This window comes from Salinispora cortesiana, assembly GCF_000484695.1.
Lineage (GTDB): Bacteria > Actinomycetota > Actinomycetes > Mycobacteriales > Micromonosporaceae > Micromonospora > Micromonospora cortesiana.
In genome coordinates, this window is record NZ_AXVR01000054.1 from 1 (window position 1) to 16,803 (window position 16,803).

Annotated in this window: 11 protein-coding genes; 3 read left to right on the plus strand and 8 right to left on the minus strand. The window is 68.5% G+C overall.

What is annotated here, in order from left to right:
• Positions 1 to 187: 187 nt before the first annotated feature.
• Both K228_RS0119565 and metH read right to left on the minus strand, forming a co-directional pair.
• Positions 188 to 3,076, minus strand: coding sequence for a helix-turn-helix transcriptional regulator (locus K228_RS0119565; RefSeq protein WP_025619963.1), 2,889 nt, complete (start codon positions 3,074 to 3,076; stop codon positions 188 to 190).
• Between the two features lie 1,227 nt (positions 3,077 to 4,303).
• Positions 4,304 to 7,819: a methionine synthase gene (gene metH / locus K228_RS0119570; protein WP_025619964.1), complete on the minus strand. Its 3,516-nt coding sequence runs from the start codon at positions 7,817 to 7,819 to the stop codon at positions 4,304 to 4,306.
• A gap of 262 nt (positions 7,820 to 8,081) precedes the next feature.
• Here metH and K228_RS0119575 point away from each other — a divergent pair, with 262 nt between their 5' ends.
• Complete coding sequence (locus K228_RS0119575; RefSeq protein ID WP_018252797.1) at positions 8,082 to 8,951, plus strand: PAC2 family protein; 870 nt, start codon at positions 8,082 to 8,084, stop codon at positions 8,949 to 8,951.
• Between the two features lie 185 nt (positions 8,952 to 9,136).
• Complete coding sequence (locus tag K228_RS0119580; protein ID WP_025619965.1) at positions 9,137 to 9,934, plus strand: GntR family transcriptional regulator; 798 nt, start codon at positions 9,137 to 9,139, stop codon at positions 9,932 to 9,934.
• Positions 9,935 to 10,031: 97 nt separating this feature from the next.
• On the opposite strand, the gene mshC is transcribed toward K228_RS0119580, so the two are convergent.
• The 6 genes from mshC to K228_RS0119610 form a co-directional block, all read right to left on the minus strand.
• Positions 10,032 to 11,270 carry a cysteine--1-D-myo-inosityl 2-amino-2-deoxy-alpha-D-glucopyranoside ligase gene (gene mshC, locus K228_RS0119585; RefSeq protein ID WP_025619966.1) on the minus strand — a complete coding sequence of 413 codons (1,239 nt, stop codon included), beginning with the start codon at positions 11,268 to 11,270 and terminating at the stop codon, positions 10,032 to 10,034.
• Between the two features lie 67 nt (positions 11,271 to 11,337).
• Positions 11,338 to 12,177 (minus strand): SCO1664 family protein, encoded by an 840-nt coding sequence (locus tag K228_RS0119590; protein WP_025619967.1) that lies wholly within the window; start codon positions 12,175 to 12,177, stop codon positions 11,338 to 11,340.
• The gene (locus K228_RS0119595) at positions 12,174 to 12,770 is read right to left on the minus strand and encodes a DUF3090 domain-containing protein (RefSeq protein WP_025619968.1); all 597 of its coding nucleotides are present in this window, start codon (positions 12,768 to 12,770) and stop codon (positions 12,174 to 12,176) included. The genes K228_RS0119590 and K228_RS0119595 overlap by 4 nt, the downstream gene beginning before the upstream one ends.
• A gap of 131 nt (positions 12,771 to 12,901) precedes the next feature.
• Entirely contained in the window at positions 12,902 to 13,612 is a 711-nt protein-coding gene (locus K228_RS0119600; RefSeq protein WP_025619969.1) for an MSMEG_4193 family putative phosphomutase, read from the minus strand.
• Positions 13,613 to 13,686: 74 nt separating this feature from the next.
• A complete protein-coding gene (locus K228_RS0119605; RefSeq protein WP_025619970.1) occupies positions 13,687 to 14,523 on the minus strand; it encodes an undecaprenyl-diphosphate phosphatase in 837 nt (278 codons plus the stop codon).
• Positions 14,520 to 15,572, minus strand: coding sequence for an LLM class F420-dependent oxidoreductase (locus tag K228_RS0119610; protein ID WP_025619971.1), 1,053 nt, complete (start codon positions 15,570 to 15,572; stop codon positions 14,520 to 14,522). Before K228_RS0119610 ends, K228_RS0119605 begins: the two co-directional genes overlap by 4 nt.
• 184 nt (positions 15,573 to 15,756) lie before the next feature.
• Here K228_RS0119610 and K228_RS0119615 point away from each other — a divergent pair, with 184 nt between their 5' ends.
• Positions 15,757 to 16,728: an aldo/keto reductase gene (locus tag K228_RS0119615; protein ID WP_025619972.1), complete on the plus strand. Its 972-nt coding sequence runs from the start codon at positions 15,757 to 15,759 to the stop codon at positions 16,726 to 16,728.
• Positions 16,729 to 16,803 lie beyond the last annotated feature (75 nt).

A 16,803-nucleotide genomic window follows, 5' to 3' on the forward strand; every position in this document is an offset into this window, starting at 1 on the left:
CCGCAACCCCGCCAACCAGCGACTACGCACCCGCTGCGCTACCACCAGACGCACCCGAGGCCACCTCGACCCCCGCTAATTTCGTAGAGCCCTCAATCATCGACAGGCGTCAGACCCGCGAAGAATCAGGGTGGAACGCGCCCTGAGCCCGTCAAACACACCCGGCCAACCACCTCCCAAACATGCCCTAAGCGATGATGCTACGGGCCTGGGAAATGCGTGACGCATCAGTTCGAATCAGCGCAGCACGGGACCGGATACCGAGCTTTCGGTAAATCTGCCGCAGATGGAATCCCACGGTGTGTGGTGAGATGAACAAGCGGTCGGCCGCCTGCTGGTTGGTAAGGCCGCCGGCCACTAGTTCGGCTACCTTTCGTTCGGTCTCGGTGAGACTCTCCCAGCCGGACTCTGGACGCTTCGCATGCTTCCAGTGCCGACGACACACTCCGAGTCCGCGTAGCTGGGCGCGCACGCGGGCGGCCTCTCGCTCCGCACCGAACCGGGCGTAGGCGTTCATGGCACGGTCAAGTTCAACGACCGCGGATTCATGATTCTCCTGAAAGAGAAAGATCCGGGCACGATCCTCGGCCGTTGCGACCTGAGCCCAGGGGTTTCGGTGTAGTCGACCGGCCTCGGCGAGGCCGTCGGTGTCCGCCTCAGCGAGCGCCCGGGCGTGTGTGGCCGCGGCGAGTAGCGCGGGAGTATCCGGATTGAGCCGACTGAGATGTTCGATTGTGTCGACGACTGCTCCTGCGATCTGCGGCTGGTCTGCCGTCAGTGCGCAACGTACCCACCAGGCGGCGACCGCCGGGTCCTCCAGAACGATCTCACGAGGTGTGATCGGCTGCGCCCCGGTCTCGGCCAGCACTTCCAGTGCCGCTGCGGGGCCGTCGTTCACCTCCGCCAACTGCGCCTGCAGCAGGAGACACTCAGCCTGCCACGGGCTCGAAGAGCGCTGTGGACCCTCCCCTTCCAGGGGCTTGAGATGGGTTGCGGCCAGGGCCGGATTTCCACGACGTAGGGCTACGTGGGCCAGGACCAGCAACGCCTGTGGTGCGAATATCGGCATGTGCGCGCCGTCCTGCCGCAAAGCGGCGCGAGCGACCTTCTCGGCCTCGTCCAGCTGTCCCTGGGCGAGATGCAAGGGTACGCGAAGCGCGGCCTGCACCGTGGTCGCCGGGGTGTCGGCCGTCGAAGCGGCCGTTCGGGCCAATCCCCGCACGACCTCCTCCGCTTCGTCGTACTCATCGATCCGGATTAGCGCAAAGGCGAGGAACCAGCACGGGTCGAGGACTTGGACGGTGTCGCCAACATAGTTGAGCCCCACGGCCTCCCGCAGGATCGCCACCGCAGCTTCCACGTGGCCATCTCGCCACTGATCCATTGCGCGGACAGTCATTGCGCTGACCCGTACCGCCAGGTCACGTCGGCTGGGTCTGCTGAGGAGCAGGCGTGCTTGCTCGACCGCCGTACCGTCACCAATCAAATAGGAAGCGGTGAGATGGGTGATAACGGCTTCGGCACGCGGAGGTCCCCCCGCCTGCCTGGCCAGCACGTCGTCGGTGGCCTGGCGGGCAGCCGGCGCATCGCCGCGCAACAGCAGCGCGGTCGACATCGACGTCTGCAGGGCAGCGATGTTGCGGGCAGGCGGCACCGACGCGGGCGCCATGCTCAAGGCCACGTCAATCTCGTCCCTGGCCAGGGAGACCGCCTCGTCCAAGCGTCCCGACCTGGTGAGTGCCTTCGTTGCGGTGTTGGCGAGGCGCACGCGTTGGTCTTGTCCCGGGTCCAGCAGTTCCATCCCTCGCATCGCCAGGGAGGCTGCGGTCATGGGATCGGTGACGATGAGACCTCGGGCTCCTTCCACGATGATCTCGATATCCCTGGCGTTACCGGGTTGAGCTACGTGCGCCAGTTGGAGGGCGGCACGTTCTGCCCCATCCGGGCGCCGCAGCAGCACCTCCGCCGCCTGCCGATGCAACAACGCGCGTACCGGCGGCGGCACAGAGTCAAGGAGCACCCGCCAGATTGAGTCGGTGCGGAACGCCAGCTGCTGCCCACAACAGACCAGCATCCTGTGCTCCACCGCTTCGTGCACCACCGTCAGTAGGACAGCCGGCGATTCGTCGAGCATGGCGGACAGCTCCTCCGGCGCAAACGGAGATCCGAGTACGGCCGCCAGTCGAAGGGACTTGACAGTCGGCTCCGAGAGCCGCTGGACACTTTCCTCGATCATGGCGGACAGCCGCTTCGGCACTGGCGCGGGCAGATGAATGGCATTGATGTCACGGGAACCGCCCGACGCGCCCGGAGTAAGCCCTAGGGTGCCGTCAACCGCACCGATGACGCCGTCCTCCTTGAGCCCGCGTATGAGTTCGATGACTGCGGAGGGCGTATCGTTGATGCTTTCCACCAGGGCGAGCAGCGTTGCGTCGGGGACGGATCCGGAATGGTCGGCGATCAGTTGCTCCAGCGCCGTGGTCGAGAGCGGACTCAACCCCCGGATCAGTTCGACAGCCACTCTGCCCCGAAGTCTACTCAAGCATAGGAACGCCTGTTCGGAAGGTGCGAAGCTCGCCAACGAAGTGAAGGTCAGTAGCCAAAGGATCGGTCGGCCCCTGAGCGCCAGGATTTGGTCACACAACGCCGTCAGGGTGGAGAGGTCAGCCAGGTGCAGGTCATCAAGGGTCACCACCGTGGGAACGCCCTTCGCGACGTGACGCAGCCGCGTTCCGGTCGCCTCGACCGGGAAGGTCACTCGTGGACTGTGACCACGGTCCGTGCCACTGCCAGCCACCTTGAGCTGAGCAACGGCAGGAGGTTGCAGCATTTCAGGTGCCGCATCAGGTGGACCAGCCATGACATCCCCGACGGTGGTGAAGCCCATGTCGTCGGCGATGTCGGCTACCTCGGCCAATAGCCGGGTCTTGCCCCCGCCGGGCGCGGCCTGCACGATAAGCACCCGACACCGCCGGTCCGCCACGACCCGGCGCAGATCAGTGCTGATCTGCGCCAGATGCTCCTCCCAGCCACGCACCTTCCGTAACGGGTGGGCGTGAAGTCGCACCGGCGGCACTGACTTACCCAAGACATCCTCCCCACAGCTCGTGCAGTTTCCTCGCTTGCTGTCACCAGTACTGGCGGCAGCCACCGAGTGCCCGACCTACTCACCTGCGCATCAATGACAAACCAATCCCCGTACGCGGCCAGCGGCCGCGTCTGCAAGGCCACGCTTCACACGACTCGCCACCTGAACCGCGGCCGGGCTGCGGCACTCTTCGCGAGGTGGTGCCCGCGGCTCACCTGGCGCCCTGGCCCTATGTTCGATAGTTGTTTGGTCAGAATTTGTGGCCACCATGCTGACCGCCGGGATACGCGCCCTAATACCAGAATCTATTGACTATGACAAGTACCTCAATCTCGAAAGGGACATTGGAGAGTGATTCTTCCCCACCAACGGCATAGTCGCTACCACCCCACGGGAATTATTGAAGCCAATACCCGACAGGATTACTCCAGGTATGGTTGTATTTCTCACTGACCGTAACCGCGACGCCCGGGCACAATCGCGCCAGGACGGGGATCCGGCCCTGACACATGGCGGGACAGGCCCGACACAAGGTTGCGCTGGGTGAGCACCTACGCGAAGGCAGCGGCGCGAGTCGTGGCAACCCGTTGACCACCAGTTGCGACGTTGCCGCCGAGCGCCACCGCTTCGGGCCCAATGCGACCCGGTTTGCGCCCTCGGTCCAGGCGGCCCGTCCGGACCGAGATAGCGGCAGGCATTCAACTACCTGAGGAAATGCGTTTGTTCACATAGTACAGGGGGATACACCAACTTCAGTCCCATAACAGGCTGACTTATCCTGATTTGCACTGGAAGTGCTCGCGCCGACAACAGCGAGTCACCAACCATCCGGCACGGTGCGGCACCACCACTCCAAGGGCCGGCATTGCCGAAAAGGGTGGCGAAATAGCCAGCTCGGGCACCCGGTCAGAAATAGATGGACTGCGACCGGATTACTCACCGGAAACGCCGCTACTTCCACATACAGAAGCCTTGGAATCCAATAGAGAACGGCAACCTCAATCCACGTGTCCGCACAATTTTTCTGCAGCATGGGGAAGGGCGGCTGTCCTGCCCGACGAGCTTTCGGCCTCCCTCAGCTTCTGGGTTCAGCTGCTCTCCGATGTGTCGTCGGCTGGTGCACACCCATCGTGATCCCGCCCAGCCCTATCAAGGGCATCGGGCTCGACCAACAGGCGGATCACCCCTCTGGGACCTGGTCGAACGGACCTGGTGTCACTTGGCGTTGAAGTAGCTCGCCTCCGGGTGGTGCACGACGATTGCGTCCGTGGCCTGTTCCGGAACAAGCTGGAACTCCTCCGACAGTTGAACACCAATCCGCTCCGCTCCCAACAGGTCCACGAGCTTCGCCCGATCCTCCAGGTCGGGGCAGGCCGGGTAGCCGAAGGCATACCGGCAACCCCGGTACTCGGTGCGCAGCAGCCCGGCCAGGTCAGGCGGGTCGGCGGTGGCCACCGTACGGTCGTCGGGCAGCCTCAGCTCGGCGCGGACCCGCTGGTGCCAGTACTCGGCAAGGGCCTCGGTGAGCTGCACCGACAGCCCGTGAACCTCCAGATAGTCGCGGTACTCATTGCGGGCGAACAACTTCGCCGTATATTCGCTGATCGGTTGGCCAACCGTGACCAGTTGCAGCGCGACCACGTCAAGCTCGCTGCCGCGAGGCCGGAAGAAGTCGGCCAAGCAGAGCCGCCGCTCCTGGCGCTGCCGGGGGAAGGTGAATCGGGCCCGCTCAGCGTGCCCGTTCTCGTCGAGCACGACCAGGTCGTTGCCGTCGGAGTAGGCCGGGAAGTAGCCGTACACGACAGCTGCCTCAAGTACCTGGTCGGCGATGAGCCGGTCCAGCCAATAGCGCAGCCGCGGCCGACCCTCGGTCTCCACCAGCTCCTCGTAGGTGGGGCCCTTGCCGCCGCGGGTACCGCGCAGTCCCCACTGCCCGAGGAACGTAGCCCGTTCGTCGAGCAGGGCCGCGTAGTCGGCGAGGGGCAGCCCCTTGACCACCCGGGTGCCGAAGAACGGTGGGGTGGGCACCTCCACATCGGTGGCCACGTCGGAGCGGACCGAGGCGTCATTCAGCTCCGGCAACGACTCGCTGACGATCGCCCGCTGCCGCGCCCGCCGCTCCCGCCGCGCGGCCAGTGCCGCCTCCCGTTCCGGGTCCACCACCTGTGCGCCACCGCGCTTGGCGGCCATCACCCGGTCCATCAGGGAGAGCCCTTCGAAGGCGTCCCGGGCATAGTGCACCTGGCCGGGGAACATCGATCGCAGGTCGTCCTCGACATACGCGCGGGTCAGCGCCGCGCCGCCAAGCAGGACCGGCCAGCGCTCCGCAACGCCCCGCGTGGCCATCTCGACCAGGTTCTCCTTCATGATGACGGTGCTCTTCACCAACAGCCCCGACATCCCGATCGCGTCGGCGCGGTTTTGCTCGGCGGCGTCGAGGATGGCGTTGATCGGCTGCTTGATCCCGATGTTCACCACCTCATAGCCGTTGTTCGACAGGATGATGTCCACGAGGTTCTTGCCGATGTCGTGGACGTCGCCCTTCACGGTGGCGAGCACGATCCGTCCCTTACCGCCGTCGTCGGCCTTCTCCAGATGCGGCTCCAGGTACGCCACCGCGGACTTCATCACCTCGGCGGACTGGAGTACGAACGGTAGCTGCATCTGGCCGGACCCAAACAGCTCGCCGACCACTTTCATCCCGTCCAGCAGAATGTCGTTGATAACGACCATCGCCGCCAACCCGGTGGCGAGGGCCGCGTCCAGATCGTCCTCGAGACCGTTCCGCTCGCCGTCGATGATCCGGCGCTTGAGCCGCTCCTCCAGCGGCAACGCGGCCAGTTCCTCCGCTCGGCTGGCCCGCGCCGATGCGGCGTCCACCCCCTCGAAGGCTTCGATGAAGCGCTGGACCGGGTCGTACCCCTCACGGCGTCGGTCGTAGACCAGATCGAGTGCGATCTCCCGCTGCTCATCGGGAATCTTCGGCATCGGCAGGATCTTGCTGGCGTGCACGATCGCCGAGGTCAGCCCGGCCTGGACGCACTCGTGCAGGAACACCGAGTTGAGCACCTGCCGGGCCGCCGGATTGAGGCCGAACGAGACGTTGGAAACTCCCAGGGTGAAGTTGACCCCCGGGTAGCGAGCAGCGATCTCTCGGATCGCCTCAATGGTCTCGATCCCATCCCGCCGAGTCTCCTCCTGCCCGGTGGCGATCGGGAAGGTCAGGGCGTCAATCAGGATGTCCGACCGGGCCATCCCCCAACGGCTGGTCAGATCGTCGATCAACCGGGTGGCCACGCGTACCTTCCAGTCCTTGGTGCGTGCCTGCCCCTCCTCGTCGATGAGCAGCGCCACCACCGCCGCGCCGTGTTCCTTGACCACGGGCATCAGGCGGGCATACCGGGAGTCGGGGCCATCGCCGTCCTCGAAGTTGACCGAGTTAACTACGCACCGCCCACCAAGCGTCTCCAGCCCGGCCTCGATCACGCCCGGCTCGGTCGAGTCCAACATGATCGGCAACGTGGAGGCGGTGGCGAACCGGCTGGCCAACTCGCGCATGTCCTGGGTGCCGTCGCGTCCCACGTAGTCCACGCAGAGGTCCAGCAAGTGTGAGCCGTCCCGCGCCTGGCCACGGGCGATCTCCACGCAGGCCTGCCAATCCTCGGCGAGCATGGCCTCACGGAACGCCTTGGATCCGTTGGCGTTGGTCCGCTCCCCCACCATCAGCACGCTCGCGTCCTGCGCGAACGGGACATGGTGGTAGATCGACGAGGCGCCGGGCTCGGGCCGTGGCTCGCGCACCACCGGCGGCCGGCCACGCATCCGTTCGGCCAGCACCCGAATGTGCTCCGGCGTGCTTCCGCAGCAGCCGCCGACCAGCGCCACACCGTAGTCGGTGACGAACTGCTCCAGGGCATCGCCCATCTCATCCGGTGTCAGCGGGAAGTACGCACCGTCGGAGGTGAGGACCGGCAGGCCGGCGTTCGGCATCACCGACACCGGAATCTGGGAGTGCTGCGACAGGTAGCGCAGGTGCTCCCCCATCTCCGCCGGGCCGGTGGAGCAGTTCAGCCCGATGAGGTCGATGCCGAGTGGCTCAGTCGCGGTGAGCGCGGCGCCGATCTCGCTGCCCAGTAGCATCGTGCCGGTGGTCTCCACCGCCATGTGGCAGATGATCGGGACCGATTGGCCCAGCTCGGCCATCGCCCGCTTCGAGCCGATCACCGCCGCCTTCACCTGAAGCAGGTCCTGACAGGTCTCGATGATCAACGCATCTGATCCGCCAGCGATCAGGCCGACGGCGTTCTCCTGGTACGCGTCCCGCAGCGCGGCGTACGTGGCGTGCCCAAGGGTGGGCAGTTTCGTGCCCGGCCCGATCGAGCCCAGGACGAAGCGCGGCTGCTCCGGTGTCGCGTACACGTCGGCGGCGGTGCGGGCCAGCCGGGCACCGGCCTCGGCCAGCTCACGGATACGCCCCTCAATGCCGTACTCGGCCAGGTTGGCCAGGTTGGCACCGAACGTGTTGGTCTCCACGCAGTCTGCACCCGCGGCCAGATATGCCTCGTGCACGCCACGAACAGCGTCTGGCCGGGTCACGTTGAGGATCTCGTTGCAGCCCTCCAGCCCATCGAAGTCGTCGAGAGTCAGGTCTGCCGCATGCAACATGGTCCCCATCGCCCCGTCGGCGACGAGGATCCGGTCGGTCAGCGCGTCGAGCACAGAGATCACCACGGCTTCAGGTTACTGCGACGACACGGGGTGTGGTCTATCCCTGGCCACCGGTCCCACATGGGGTAACTAGCACACGCTGCCCTTTTACCACCAGAATAACTGTTTTGTCGATTGGTAGATCGGCGCGGCCGACGGTCCGGTTCCCGCCCCTGGCACGTAGGCTGACGGACGTGAGGGACTACAGCGACGCCACGATGCATGGCGGCCGGCCAACCGGGCACCCACCCGGCACCCGCCCCGACGGGCGGGACGAGGTGGCCGCGTGACCGAGTTCGACGGACTGCCGGTTCTGCGGTCCCCCGTGGCCATCGCCGCCTTCGAAGGCTGGAACGACGCCGCCGACGCCTCGACGGCCGCCGTCGAGCACCTGGAACAGGTGTGGCAGGCCCGGCCGGTGACCGAGCTGGATCCGGAAGACTTCTACGATTTCCAGGTCAGCCGCCCCACGATCGCGATGTCGGCCGGCGAGACCCGACGGGTGGAGTGGCCCACCACCCGGTTCATGGCCGCCAGCCCGGCCGGTACCGAACGGGATGTCGTGCTGATCCGCGGCATCGAGCCGAGCATGCGCTGGCGCACCTTCTGCGAGCAGGTGCTGGAGATCTGCCACAGCCTGGAGGTCGAACGGGTGGTGCTGCTCGGCGCACTCCTGGCCGACGTGCCGTACACCCGACCGCTACCGATCAGCGGAAGCGCCTCCGACAAGGGCGCGGCGCAGCGCTTCCAGCTCACCCCCACCCGCTACGACGGACCCACCGGCATTGTCGGGGTCCTGCACGACGCCTGCTCGCGGGCCGAGGTGGACGCGGTGTCGTTCTGGGTGCATGTGCCGCACTACGCCAACAACCCACCCTGCCCCAAGGCGACCCTGGCCCTGCTGCACCGGGTCGAGGAGGTGCTGGACCTACCGGTGCCGATGGCGGACCTCGCCGAGGAGGCAGCCGAGTGGGAGCAGCGGGTCCGGGGCGCCGCAGAGCAGGACGCCGAGCTCGGTGAGTACGTCCGCGAGCTGGAGGAACGGGTCGGTGACGCCGGCATCACCCCGCTGACCGGGGACGAAATCGCCCAGGAGTTTGAGAAGTACCTGCGCCGGCGCGGCGGCTCCGCCGGACCTACCGCCGGCTCCTGGTAGCCCATAGCACGCTGCTCCTCGTGGCCCGCCACCGCACCGGTGGCGGGCCACCGGCTTTCTGTCCGCGACATGCGACGCCTCGGTCGTGGACCCGCGCTGCGCTTGGGGTGTGAGGTGAGTCGGGTGTGGACGGGACACACCCGCTACGGCATCCTAGGAACCTAGTGATGATCGAGGAGGCGGGCATGCAGATCAACCCGGGTGCGGCCGAGTTCCCGCACCGACAGATCGCCGCGCAGATCAAGGCACAGGTGCGTCGCGGTGACTGGGGCCCCGGCGAGCGGCTCCCCTCCATCCCGGCGATCGCCGAAATGTTCGGAGTCGCCAAGCAGACCGTGCAGCGCGCCGTGGACCAGCTACGGGTCGAGGGTGTCCTGATCACCAAGCCCGGCTCCGGCACCTACGTCCGCGGCACCCGGCGCCGCCTCAACCGGCTCTCCCGGGGCCGGTACGGCGGCTTCCGTGGCTACCACGCCGACCTCGCCGCCCGGTACCGGCAACAGCTCGTCTCCGTCGGGCCCACCCCCGCACCGCCCGAGGTCGCCGACGCGTTCGGCGTATCCGACGGCACCGAGCTGCTCTGTCGCCGGCACCTGGTCCGCGCCGAGGACTCCCCGGTAGAGGTGGGCGCCGCCTGGTTCCTACCGACCGACACCGCCGGCACCTCACTGGAGCGGACCGAGGCGTTCGGCCGCCCCCTCTACCAGGAGGCCGAGGAAGCCACCGGCCGGCGGTACGTCACCGCGACTGACACGATCAGTGCCCGGCAGCCCAGCCGAGACGAGGCGGAGACCCTCCAGATCCGACCCGACACCCCGGTGCTACACCTGCTGCACGTCGCCTACGACGAGCGCCGTAGGCCAATCGAGGTCGCCCAGGCCACCTGGCCCGGCCCGGTCACCACCCTGACCGAGGCGTACCGGATCCCCGCCCCGGCGACCGACCCGGGTCCGGATCCGGGCCCGGGCCTCGTCCTCGGCTGACCGGGCTCCGACCAGCCCAGCTCCGGCGGCGCCACGGCGAAGATCGACCCGGCGCACCGAGCGAAGGCCGACCCGGCCGATCAGCCTGCCCAGCAGGTCACAGACGGACGCCGAGCAGGGCGTCCAGGGCCCGGGTGAAGAGCGCGGGTGCCGCCGGGTCGTCGCCGGTACCGACGAGCGCCGCCTCCGCCCAGGAGTCTGCCAGAGCGAGCGCCCCCGGGGCGTCGAGGTCGTCAGCGAGGCGCGCACGAAGCGTGGCCAGAAACGCCTCGGCGGACGGTCCGCAGGGCAGCGCGGCCGCCCTGCGCCATCGGCCCAGCCGCTCCTGCGCGGTCGCCAACAGCTCGTCGCTCCAGGAGCGGTCGCTGCGGTAGTGCCCGCTCATCAGGGCCAGCCGGACCGCCATCGGATCCACCTGGTCGGCCCGCAACCGGGAGACGAAGACCAGGTTGCCGCGGGACTTGGACATCTTCTCCCCGTCCAGGCCGATCATGCCGGCGTGCACGTAGTGCCCGGCGAACGGGGCCTGCCCGGTCAGCAGCTCGGCGTGCGCGGCCGAACACTCGTGGTGCGGGAAGATCAGATCATTGCCGCCGCCCTGCACATCGATCTGCTCGCCGAGCAGGTTCAACGCGATCACGGCGCACTCGATGTGCCAGCCGGGGCGGCCCGGGCCCAGATCGCCGCCGGGCCACGACGGCTCATCCGGGCGGGCACCACGCCACAGCAGGGGATCAAGCGGATCGCGTTTGCCGGCTCGGTCCGGGTCACCACCGCGCTCGGGGAAGATCTCCAGCATCTGCTCCCGGCTCAGGTGTGACTCATACCCGAACCGGGGCGCGGCCGAGATGTCGAAGTAGACATCGCCCGTGCCGTCCTCCAGCCGGTAGGCAGCGCCCTCCTTCACCAGGGTCAGGACCCGCTCGGCGATATCTGGAATCGACTCCACCGCACCGACGTAGTGCTCCGGCGGGATGATCCGCAGCGCCGCCATGTCCTCCCGGAACAGGGCGGTCTCCCGCATCGCCAGGACCTTCCAGTCCTCGCCGTCCCGAGCGGCCCGCTCCAGCAGCGGATCGTCGATGTCCGTGACGTTCTGCACGTACGTCACGTCCAGTCCCGCATCCCGCCACACCCGCTGGATCAGGTCGAAGGTGATCATAGTGGCGGCATGCCCGAGGTGGGTGGCGTCATACGGGGTGATGCCGCAGACATACATTGTGCCGGTGCCGGTCGGCGCGCTGGCTGCGGCGCCTCGCCGGGCCGAGTCAAACAACATCAGCGGCCCGCCCCGGCCCGGTAGCCGCGGCACCTCGTGTCCCGCCCAAGAGTCCATGACCGCCAGCCTAACCAGCCGTCAGCGGGCTACGGGTCACGCGAGAGGTAACTAACGTGACAACTGCTCACATAGGTGGCCACGGAATCGCCGGCCACTGCGGCGAGGGCAGCGGGAAGCGACCGGCGGCCCGCAGCCGCCCGATCCGGGCAGCCACTTCGGCGATCTCGCCGCGGGTGAGGTAGTTGGCGAGTTCCCCGCCCAGATCTCCGGCGACCGCGTCGGCGAGCGCCGCGAGCACCTCCGCCATCTCCGCCGGCAGCTCGCGGCCCGCCCAACCCCACAGAACCGTGCGCAGCTTCTCCTCCATGTGGAAGCTGACCCCGTGGTCCACGCCGTGGATTCGGCCGTCCGGGCCGACCAGGACATGTCCGCCCTTACGGTCGGCGTTGTTGATGACCACATCGAGCACCGCCAGCCGGGCCAGCCGCGGGTCGTCGGCGTGCGCCAGGACGTACGGGCTGCCCTCATCGTCCCGGGCCGCTGCGACCGCGAACCACCGAGACGGCAGCGCGTCGGCGGGAACAAACCCGACCAGTGGCTCCCACTCGTCCGGGCCGTTGATCCACAGCTGACAGGAGCCGGGGCCGAGTGGCCCGTCGCGCAGCACCGTCGGCGGCACCAGGTCCCAGCCGGTGGCGGCGGACACCAGATACGCAGCGACCTCGCGCCCGGCGAGATTGCCGTCCGGGAAGTCCCAGAGGGGCCGCTCACCCCGTACCGGCTTGTAGACACAACGCGCGGTCGTCCCATCCAGGGTCAGCACCGCGCGCAGCGTCGTGTTCGAGGCGTCCACCAGCCGCCCCTCCAGATCCAGCGCGCCCTCCCGGAGCAGCCGAAGCGACGGATCATCGTCCTGGCGCGGCCACTCCCGGTCCCGGCTACCGCGCAGGTCAGATGAGGTCACCGGTGGTAGCCGTTGTGGCGCGGGCAGAGGTGACCGACGGGGTCGAGGGGCTGGCCGCAGAGCGGACATGGCGGCCGGCCCGCGTTTACCACCCGCCGGGCCCGTCCGATGAACTCACGGGTCGCCTCCGGGGTCAACCGCACCCGCAGCCGGTCCAGGTCGTCGTCTGACTCGTCGGCGGACTCCTCGTCGTCCGACTCGTCCAACTCGACCTCCGCCGCGGCCTCGGCCCCAACCTCGACCTCGGCCTCGCCGACCGCGATCGCCTCGATCACGACCGTCTCGGTGTCCACGTCAAAGGCCAGCCCCAGGGTGCCGACCCGGAACTCCTCATCGACGGGCGTGTCCAGCGGATCGTTGTCGCCACCGACCGGGCCGGTCTCCGGCAGCTTCACCCCAAACCGTCGTTGCGCCTCGGAGAGCAGCTCCTCCAGCTTCTCCGCCAGCAGTGAGACCTGGACCTTCTCCAGCGCGACGCTGACCAGCCGGCCACCGCCGCGCGCCTGGAGGAAGAACGTGCGATCCCCCGGCGGCCCGACGGTTCCGGCGACGAACCGCTCCGGCGGCTCGAAGGCGTGCACCTGGTGGGTCATACCTCGACCCTATCCGGCGCACCCGCACGGCGCGCACCCCACCGACCGGAATCGCCGCGCGGCGGCCCTCGGTCCCGCCGTGGCCGCCCGGCCACGTCGCCCCTCGCCAGCGTCGACGCGATCCACGACCGTCAAGCCCCTGCCCCGGCGCCGCCACCGATCGCGGCGTCCGAGTCGGCGGTGCTCCCTCCACCCCGCTTCGGCGGGGGTGGAACCAACGCCGTCAGATCGCCGCCGGTGTCGTTGAGCCGCACCAGGAACGGACGCAGCGGGGTGTAACGGATCACCGTGACCGAGGCCGGATCCACGACGATACGCTGGAAGAGATCCAGGTGCAGGCCGAGTGCGTCCGCCACGATCGCTTTGATCACGTCGCCGTGGGTACAGGCCAGCCAGACCGTGTCCGACCCGTGCTCCGCACTCACCCGAGCGTCCCAGGTACGCACCGCGGCCACCGCCCGGGCCGCCATGCTCGCCATCGCCTCTCCCCCACCGGGAAAGACCGCCGCGCTGGGATGCTGCTGCACGACCGGCCAGAGCGGGTCCTTCGCCAGCTGTTTCAGCGGCTGCCCCTCCCAGCTGCCGTACCCGCACTCGGTCAGCCCTTCCTCCACCACCGGCACGACCTCGGGCAACGCCCGGTCCAGGGTCTGCCGACAACGAACCAACGGGCTGGTCACCACGGTCGCGCAGGGGAGCAACCGGAGTCGCTCGCCGACCGCGGTCGCCTGGGTACGGCCGGTCTCGTCCAGCTCGACCGGCTGCCGACCAGCCAACCCGCCGGCCGCGTTCGCGGTCGTCCGGCCGTGTCGCAAGAGCAGTAGGGTCGCCACGGTGACCACCCTAGGGCCTGCCCCACCCCTGGCCCGCCGACGCGCTCCGGGCGGTGCCGCGCCCGGGCGCGTCGGCGCGAGGGTCAGGTGGCGCTGATCGTGCCGGTCAGCAGCAGGGCGAACACCAGCGTTCCCAACGCCACCCGATACAGGACAAAGATGTACAGGGTGTGGTGCGCAACGTAGCGCAGCAGCCAGGCGATGGCCGCGTACCCCACGGCGAAGGCGACCGCCGTGGCCACGATCATCTGCGCCCCGCTCGGCACCGAGGTACCCGGCGCGGCCGGCGCGAAGACGTCCTCGAGGCTGAGCACGCCCGACATCACCACCGCGGGAATGGCCAGCAGGAACGAGTATCGCGCCGCGGTCTCCCGGGTCAGATTGAGCAGCAGGCCGGCGGTGAGCGTCCCCCCCGAACGGGACACACCGGGAATCAGCGCCATCGCCTGCGCGAAACCCATCACCACACCGTCCCGCATCCGGAAGTTCTCCAGCGTGCGGGTCTGCCGGCCCCAGTACTCGGCGAACGCCAGCACGAAGGCGAACAGAATCAGGGTGCTGGCGACCAGCCACAGGTTCCGCGCGGTCTCCCGGATCTGGTCCTTGAACAGGAGGCCGAAGACGCCGATGGGAATCGAGCCGACGATGACGTACCAGCCCATCCGGTAGTCGAGGCTGCTGCGCACCGACCGATCCCAGATTCCCACGACCCAGGTACGGGTGATTCGCCAGATGTCCTTGGCGAAGTAGAGCAGTACCGCCGCCTCGGTGCCGAGCTGGGTGACGGCGGTGAAGGACGCCCCGGCGTCCTGCTCGAAGAAGATCGCCGAGGTGATCCGCAGATGGCCCGACGAGCTGATCGGCAGGAACTCGGTCAGGCCCTGCACGATGCCCAGGACAATGGCCTCGACCCAGGTCACTCCCCGACTCCCGCGAGATCCAGCGCCTCGGCGACAGTCCGTAGGGTCTGTACGCCGCTGTCCCGGTCAGCCACGAAGAGGGTCACCGACAGGGTGGTGACGCCGGCGGCGGCGAACTCCCGCATCCGCTCGGCGATGCGCTCCTTCGGACCGAGCAGCGAGGTGCGGTCGATCAACTCCAGCGGCACTGCGGCGGCCGCGTCGCGGTGCCGCTTGGCCAGGTACAGATCCTGCACCTCGCGCGCGGCGTCGCCGTACCCCATCCGGGTAGCGAGCTGATTGTAGAAGTTCTGCTGCCGGCTGCCCATGCCGCCGATGTAGAGCGCGGCGTACCAACGGACCAGTTCGGCGCAGTTGGCGACATCGTCGCCGATCACCACCGGTACCGAAGGAACCACGTCGAAGCCGGAAAGCTCCTTGCCGGCGCGGGCCCGACCGGTGCGGATCGCAGCGAGCTGCTCCTCGGCGAACTCCGGCGCGTAGAAGACGGCGAGCCAGCCGTCGGCGATCTCTCCGGCGAGTTCCAGGTTCTTCGGACCGACGGCGGCCAGGTAGGTCGGGATGTACTCCCGGGGCGGGTGGAAGCCCAGGCGCAGCGCCTTGCCCGGGCCGTCGGGCAGCGGCAGGGTGTAGAAGTCGCCGGTGTAGGCGACCTCCTTGCGGGCCACCGCCAGCCGAACGATGTCCACGAACTCACGGGTCCGGGCAAGCGGCCGGCCAAACCGTACGCCGTGCCAGCCCTCGGAGACCTGCGGACCGGAAACTCCCAGGCCGAGCCGGAACCGGCCACCAGAGAGAGCATCGATGGTCGCGGCGGTCATCGCGGTCATCGCCGGGGTGCGGCCGGGAATCTGCATCACCGCGCTACCCAGCTCGATCCGTTTGGTCTGGCCGGCCATCCAGGCGAGCATGCTCGGCGAGTCGGAGCCATACGCCTCCGCCGCCCACACCACCGTGTAGCCGAGCCGGTCGGCCTCCTGGGCCAGAGCCAGATGGTCGACGGGTGTACTCCACGCCGTCTGGTAGCCGAGGCTGAGCCCGAGTCGCACTAGTCCTCCCCCATTCACACCACAGGTCGCATCAGGTTACGCAATACCGTCGCCACCCTCGATCACCGGCTCACGCAAAACAGCGTGGGCCGGGACGTACCTGAAGGGCGCAGCGACGAACGGGCGGCAGACTGGACGGCAGCGAGGATATCGGTGCGACCCAGGATGGAAATAAGATTCAGCCATGCAACAGCGACCGCTCGGCCGAAGCGGGCTGTCGGTTTCGCGGCTCGCGCTCGGCACCATGACCTGGGGCCGAGACACCGACGCCGACGATGCGGCGGCCCAGCTGAAAGGTTATCTCGACGCTGGCGGCAACATGGTCGACACCGCCGATGTCTACGGTGACGGCGACGCCGAGTCGGTCATCGGCTCATTGCTCGGCACCCTGGTCCCCCGCGAGGAGCTGCTGATCGCGACCAAGGCGGGGCTACGCCCGGGCGACGGCCGGCGCCGCGACGGCTCTCGTGGGCACCTGCTGCGCACCCTGGACGCGTCACTGCGTCGGCTTGGCACCGACCACGTCGACCTGTTCCAGGTGCACGGGTACGACCCAGACACCCCGTTGGAGGAGACCCTCGCGGCCCTGGACCACGCGGTCGCCAGCGGGCGGGTCCGGTACGTCGGCGTCTCCAACTTCTCCGGCTGGCAAACCGCCCGGGCCGCGGCCTGGCAGGCGGCCTGGCCCGGCCGCTCCCCGGTGGTCGCCGCCCAGGTGGAGTACTCGCTACTGGAACGTGGCATCGAGCGGGAGGTGCTACCGGCCTGCGCGGCCCTCGGGCTGGGGGTGTTGCCCTGGTCGCCGCTGGGGCGGGGAGTCCTGACCGGTAAGTACCGAAACGGCCGACCAGCGGATTCTCGGGCGGCCTCACCGCACTTCGAGCGGTTCGTCGCGACCTACCTCGAACCGCGCTGCTCCAGCATCGTGGAGGCGGTTGCCACCGCCGCCGGCGGTCTCGGCGTCTCCCCGCTGGAGGTCGCGCTGGCCTGGATCCGCGACCGGCCCGGGGTCGTCGCGCCGATCCTCGGCGCACGCACAGTGGGGCAGCTACTTGGCGCACTCCAGGTCGAACAGATGGCCCTGCCGGAGGAGATCAGAACAGCCCTCGACGACGTCTCCGCCGTCCCGGTCGGCTACCCGGAGCGCGACGGCTGACTCCGGGCCCGGAGGCCACCCTGCCTGGACTGGGTAGCCGGGCCGGGCGGGGTGCCTCCGGGGTGGCGCTGGGCT

Excerpts from the sequence above, each read along its gene's own strand:
- K228_RS0119595 (WP_025619968.1), bottom strand. The coding sequence starts at position 12,770 with ATGACCCACCAGGTGCACGCCTTCGAGCCGCCGGAGCGGTTCGTCGCC.
- K228_RS0119615 (WP_025619972.1), top strand. The coding sequence starts at position 15,757 with ATGCAACAGCGACCGCTCGGCCGAAGCGGGCTGTCGGTTTCGCGGCTC.
- K228_RS0119580 (WP_025619965.1), top strand. The coding sequence starts at position 9,137 with ATGCAGATCAACCCGGGTGCGGCCGAGTTCCCGCACCGACAGATCGCC.
- mshC (WP_025619966.1), bottom strand. The coding sequence starts at position 11,270 with ATGGACTCTTGGGCGGGACACGAGGTGCCGCGGCTACCGGGCCGGGGC.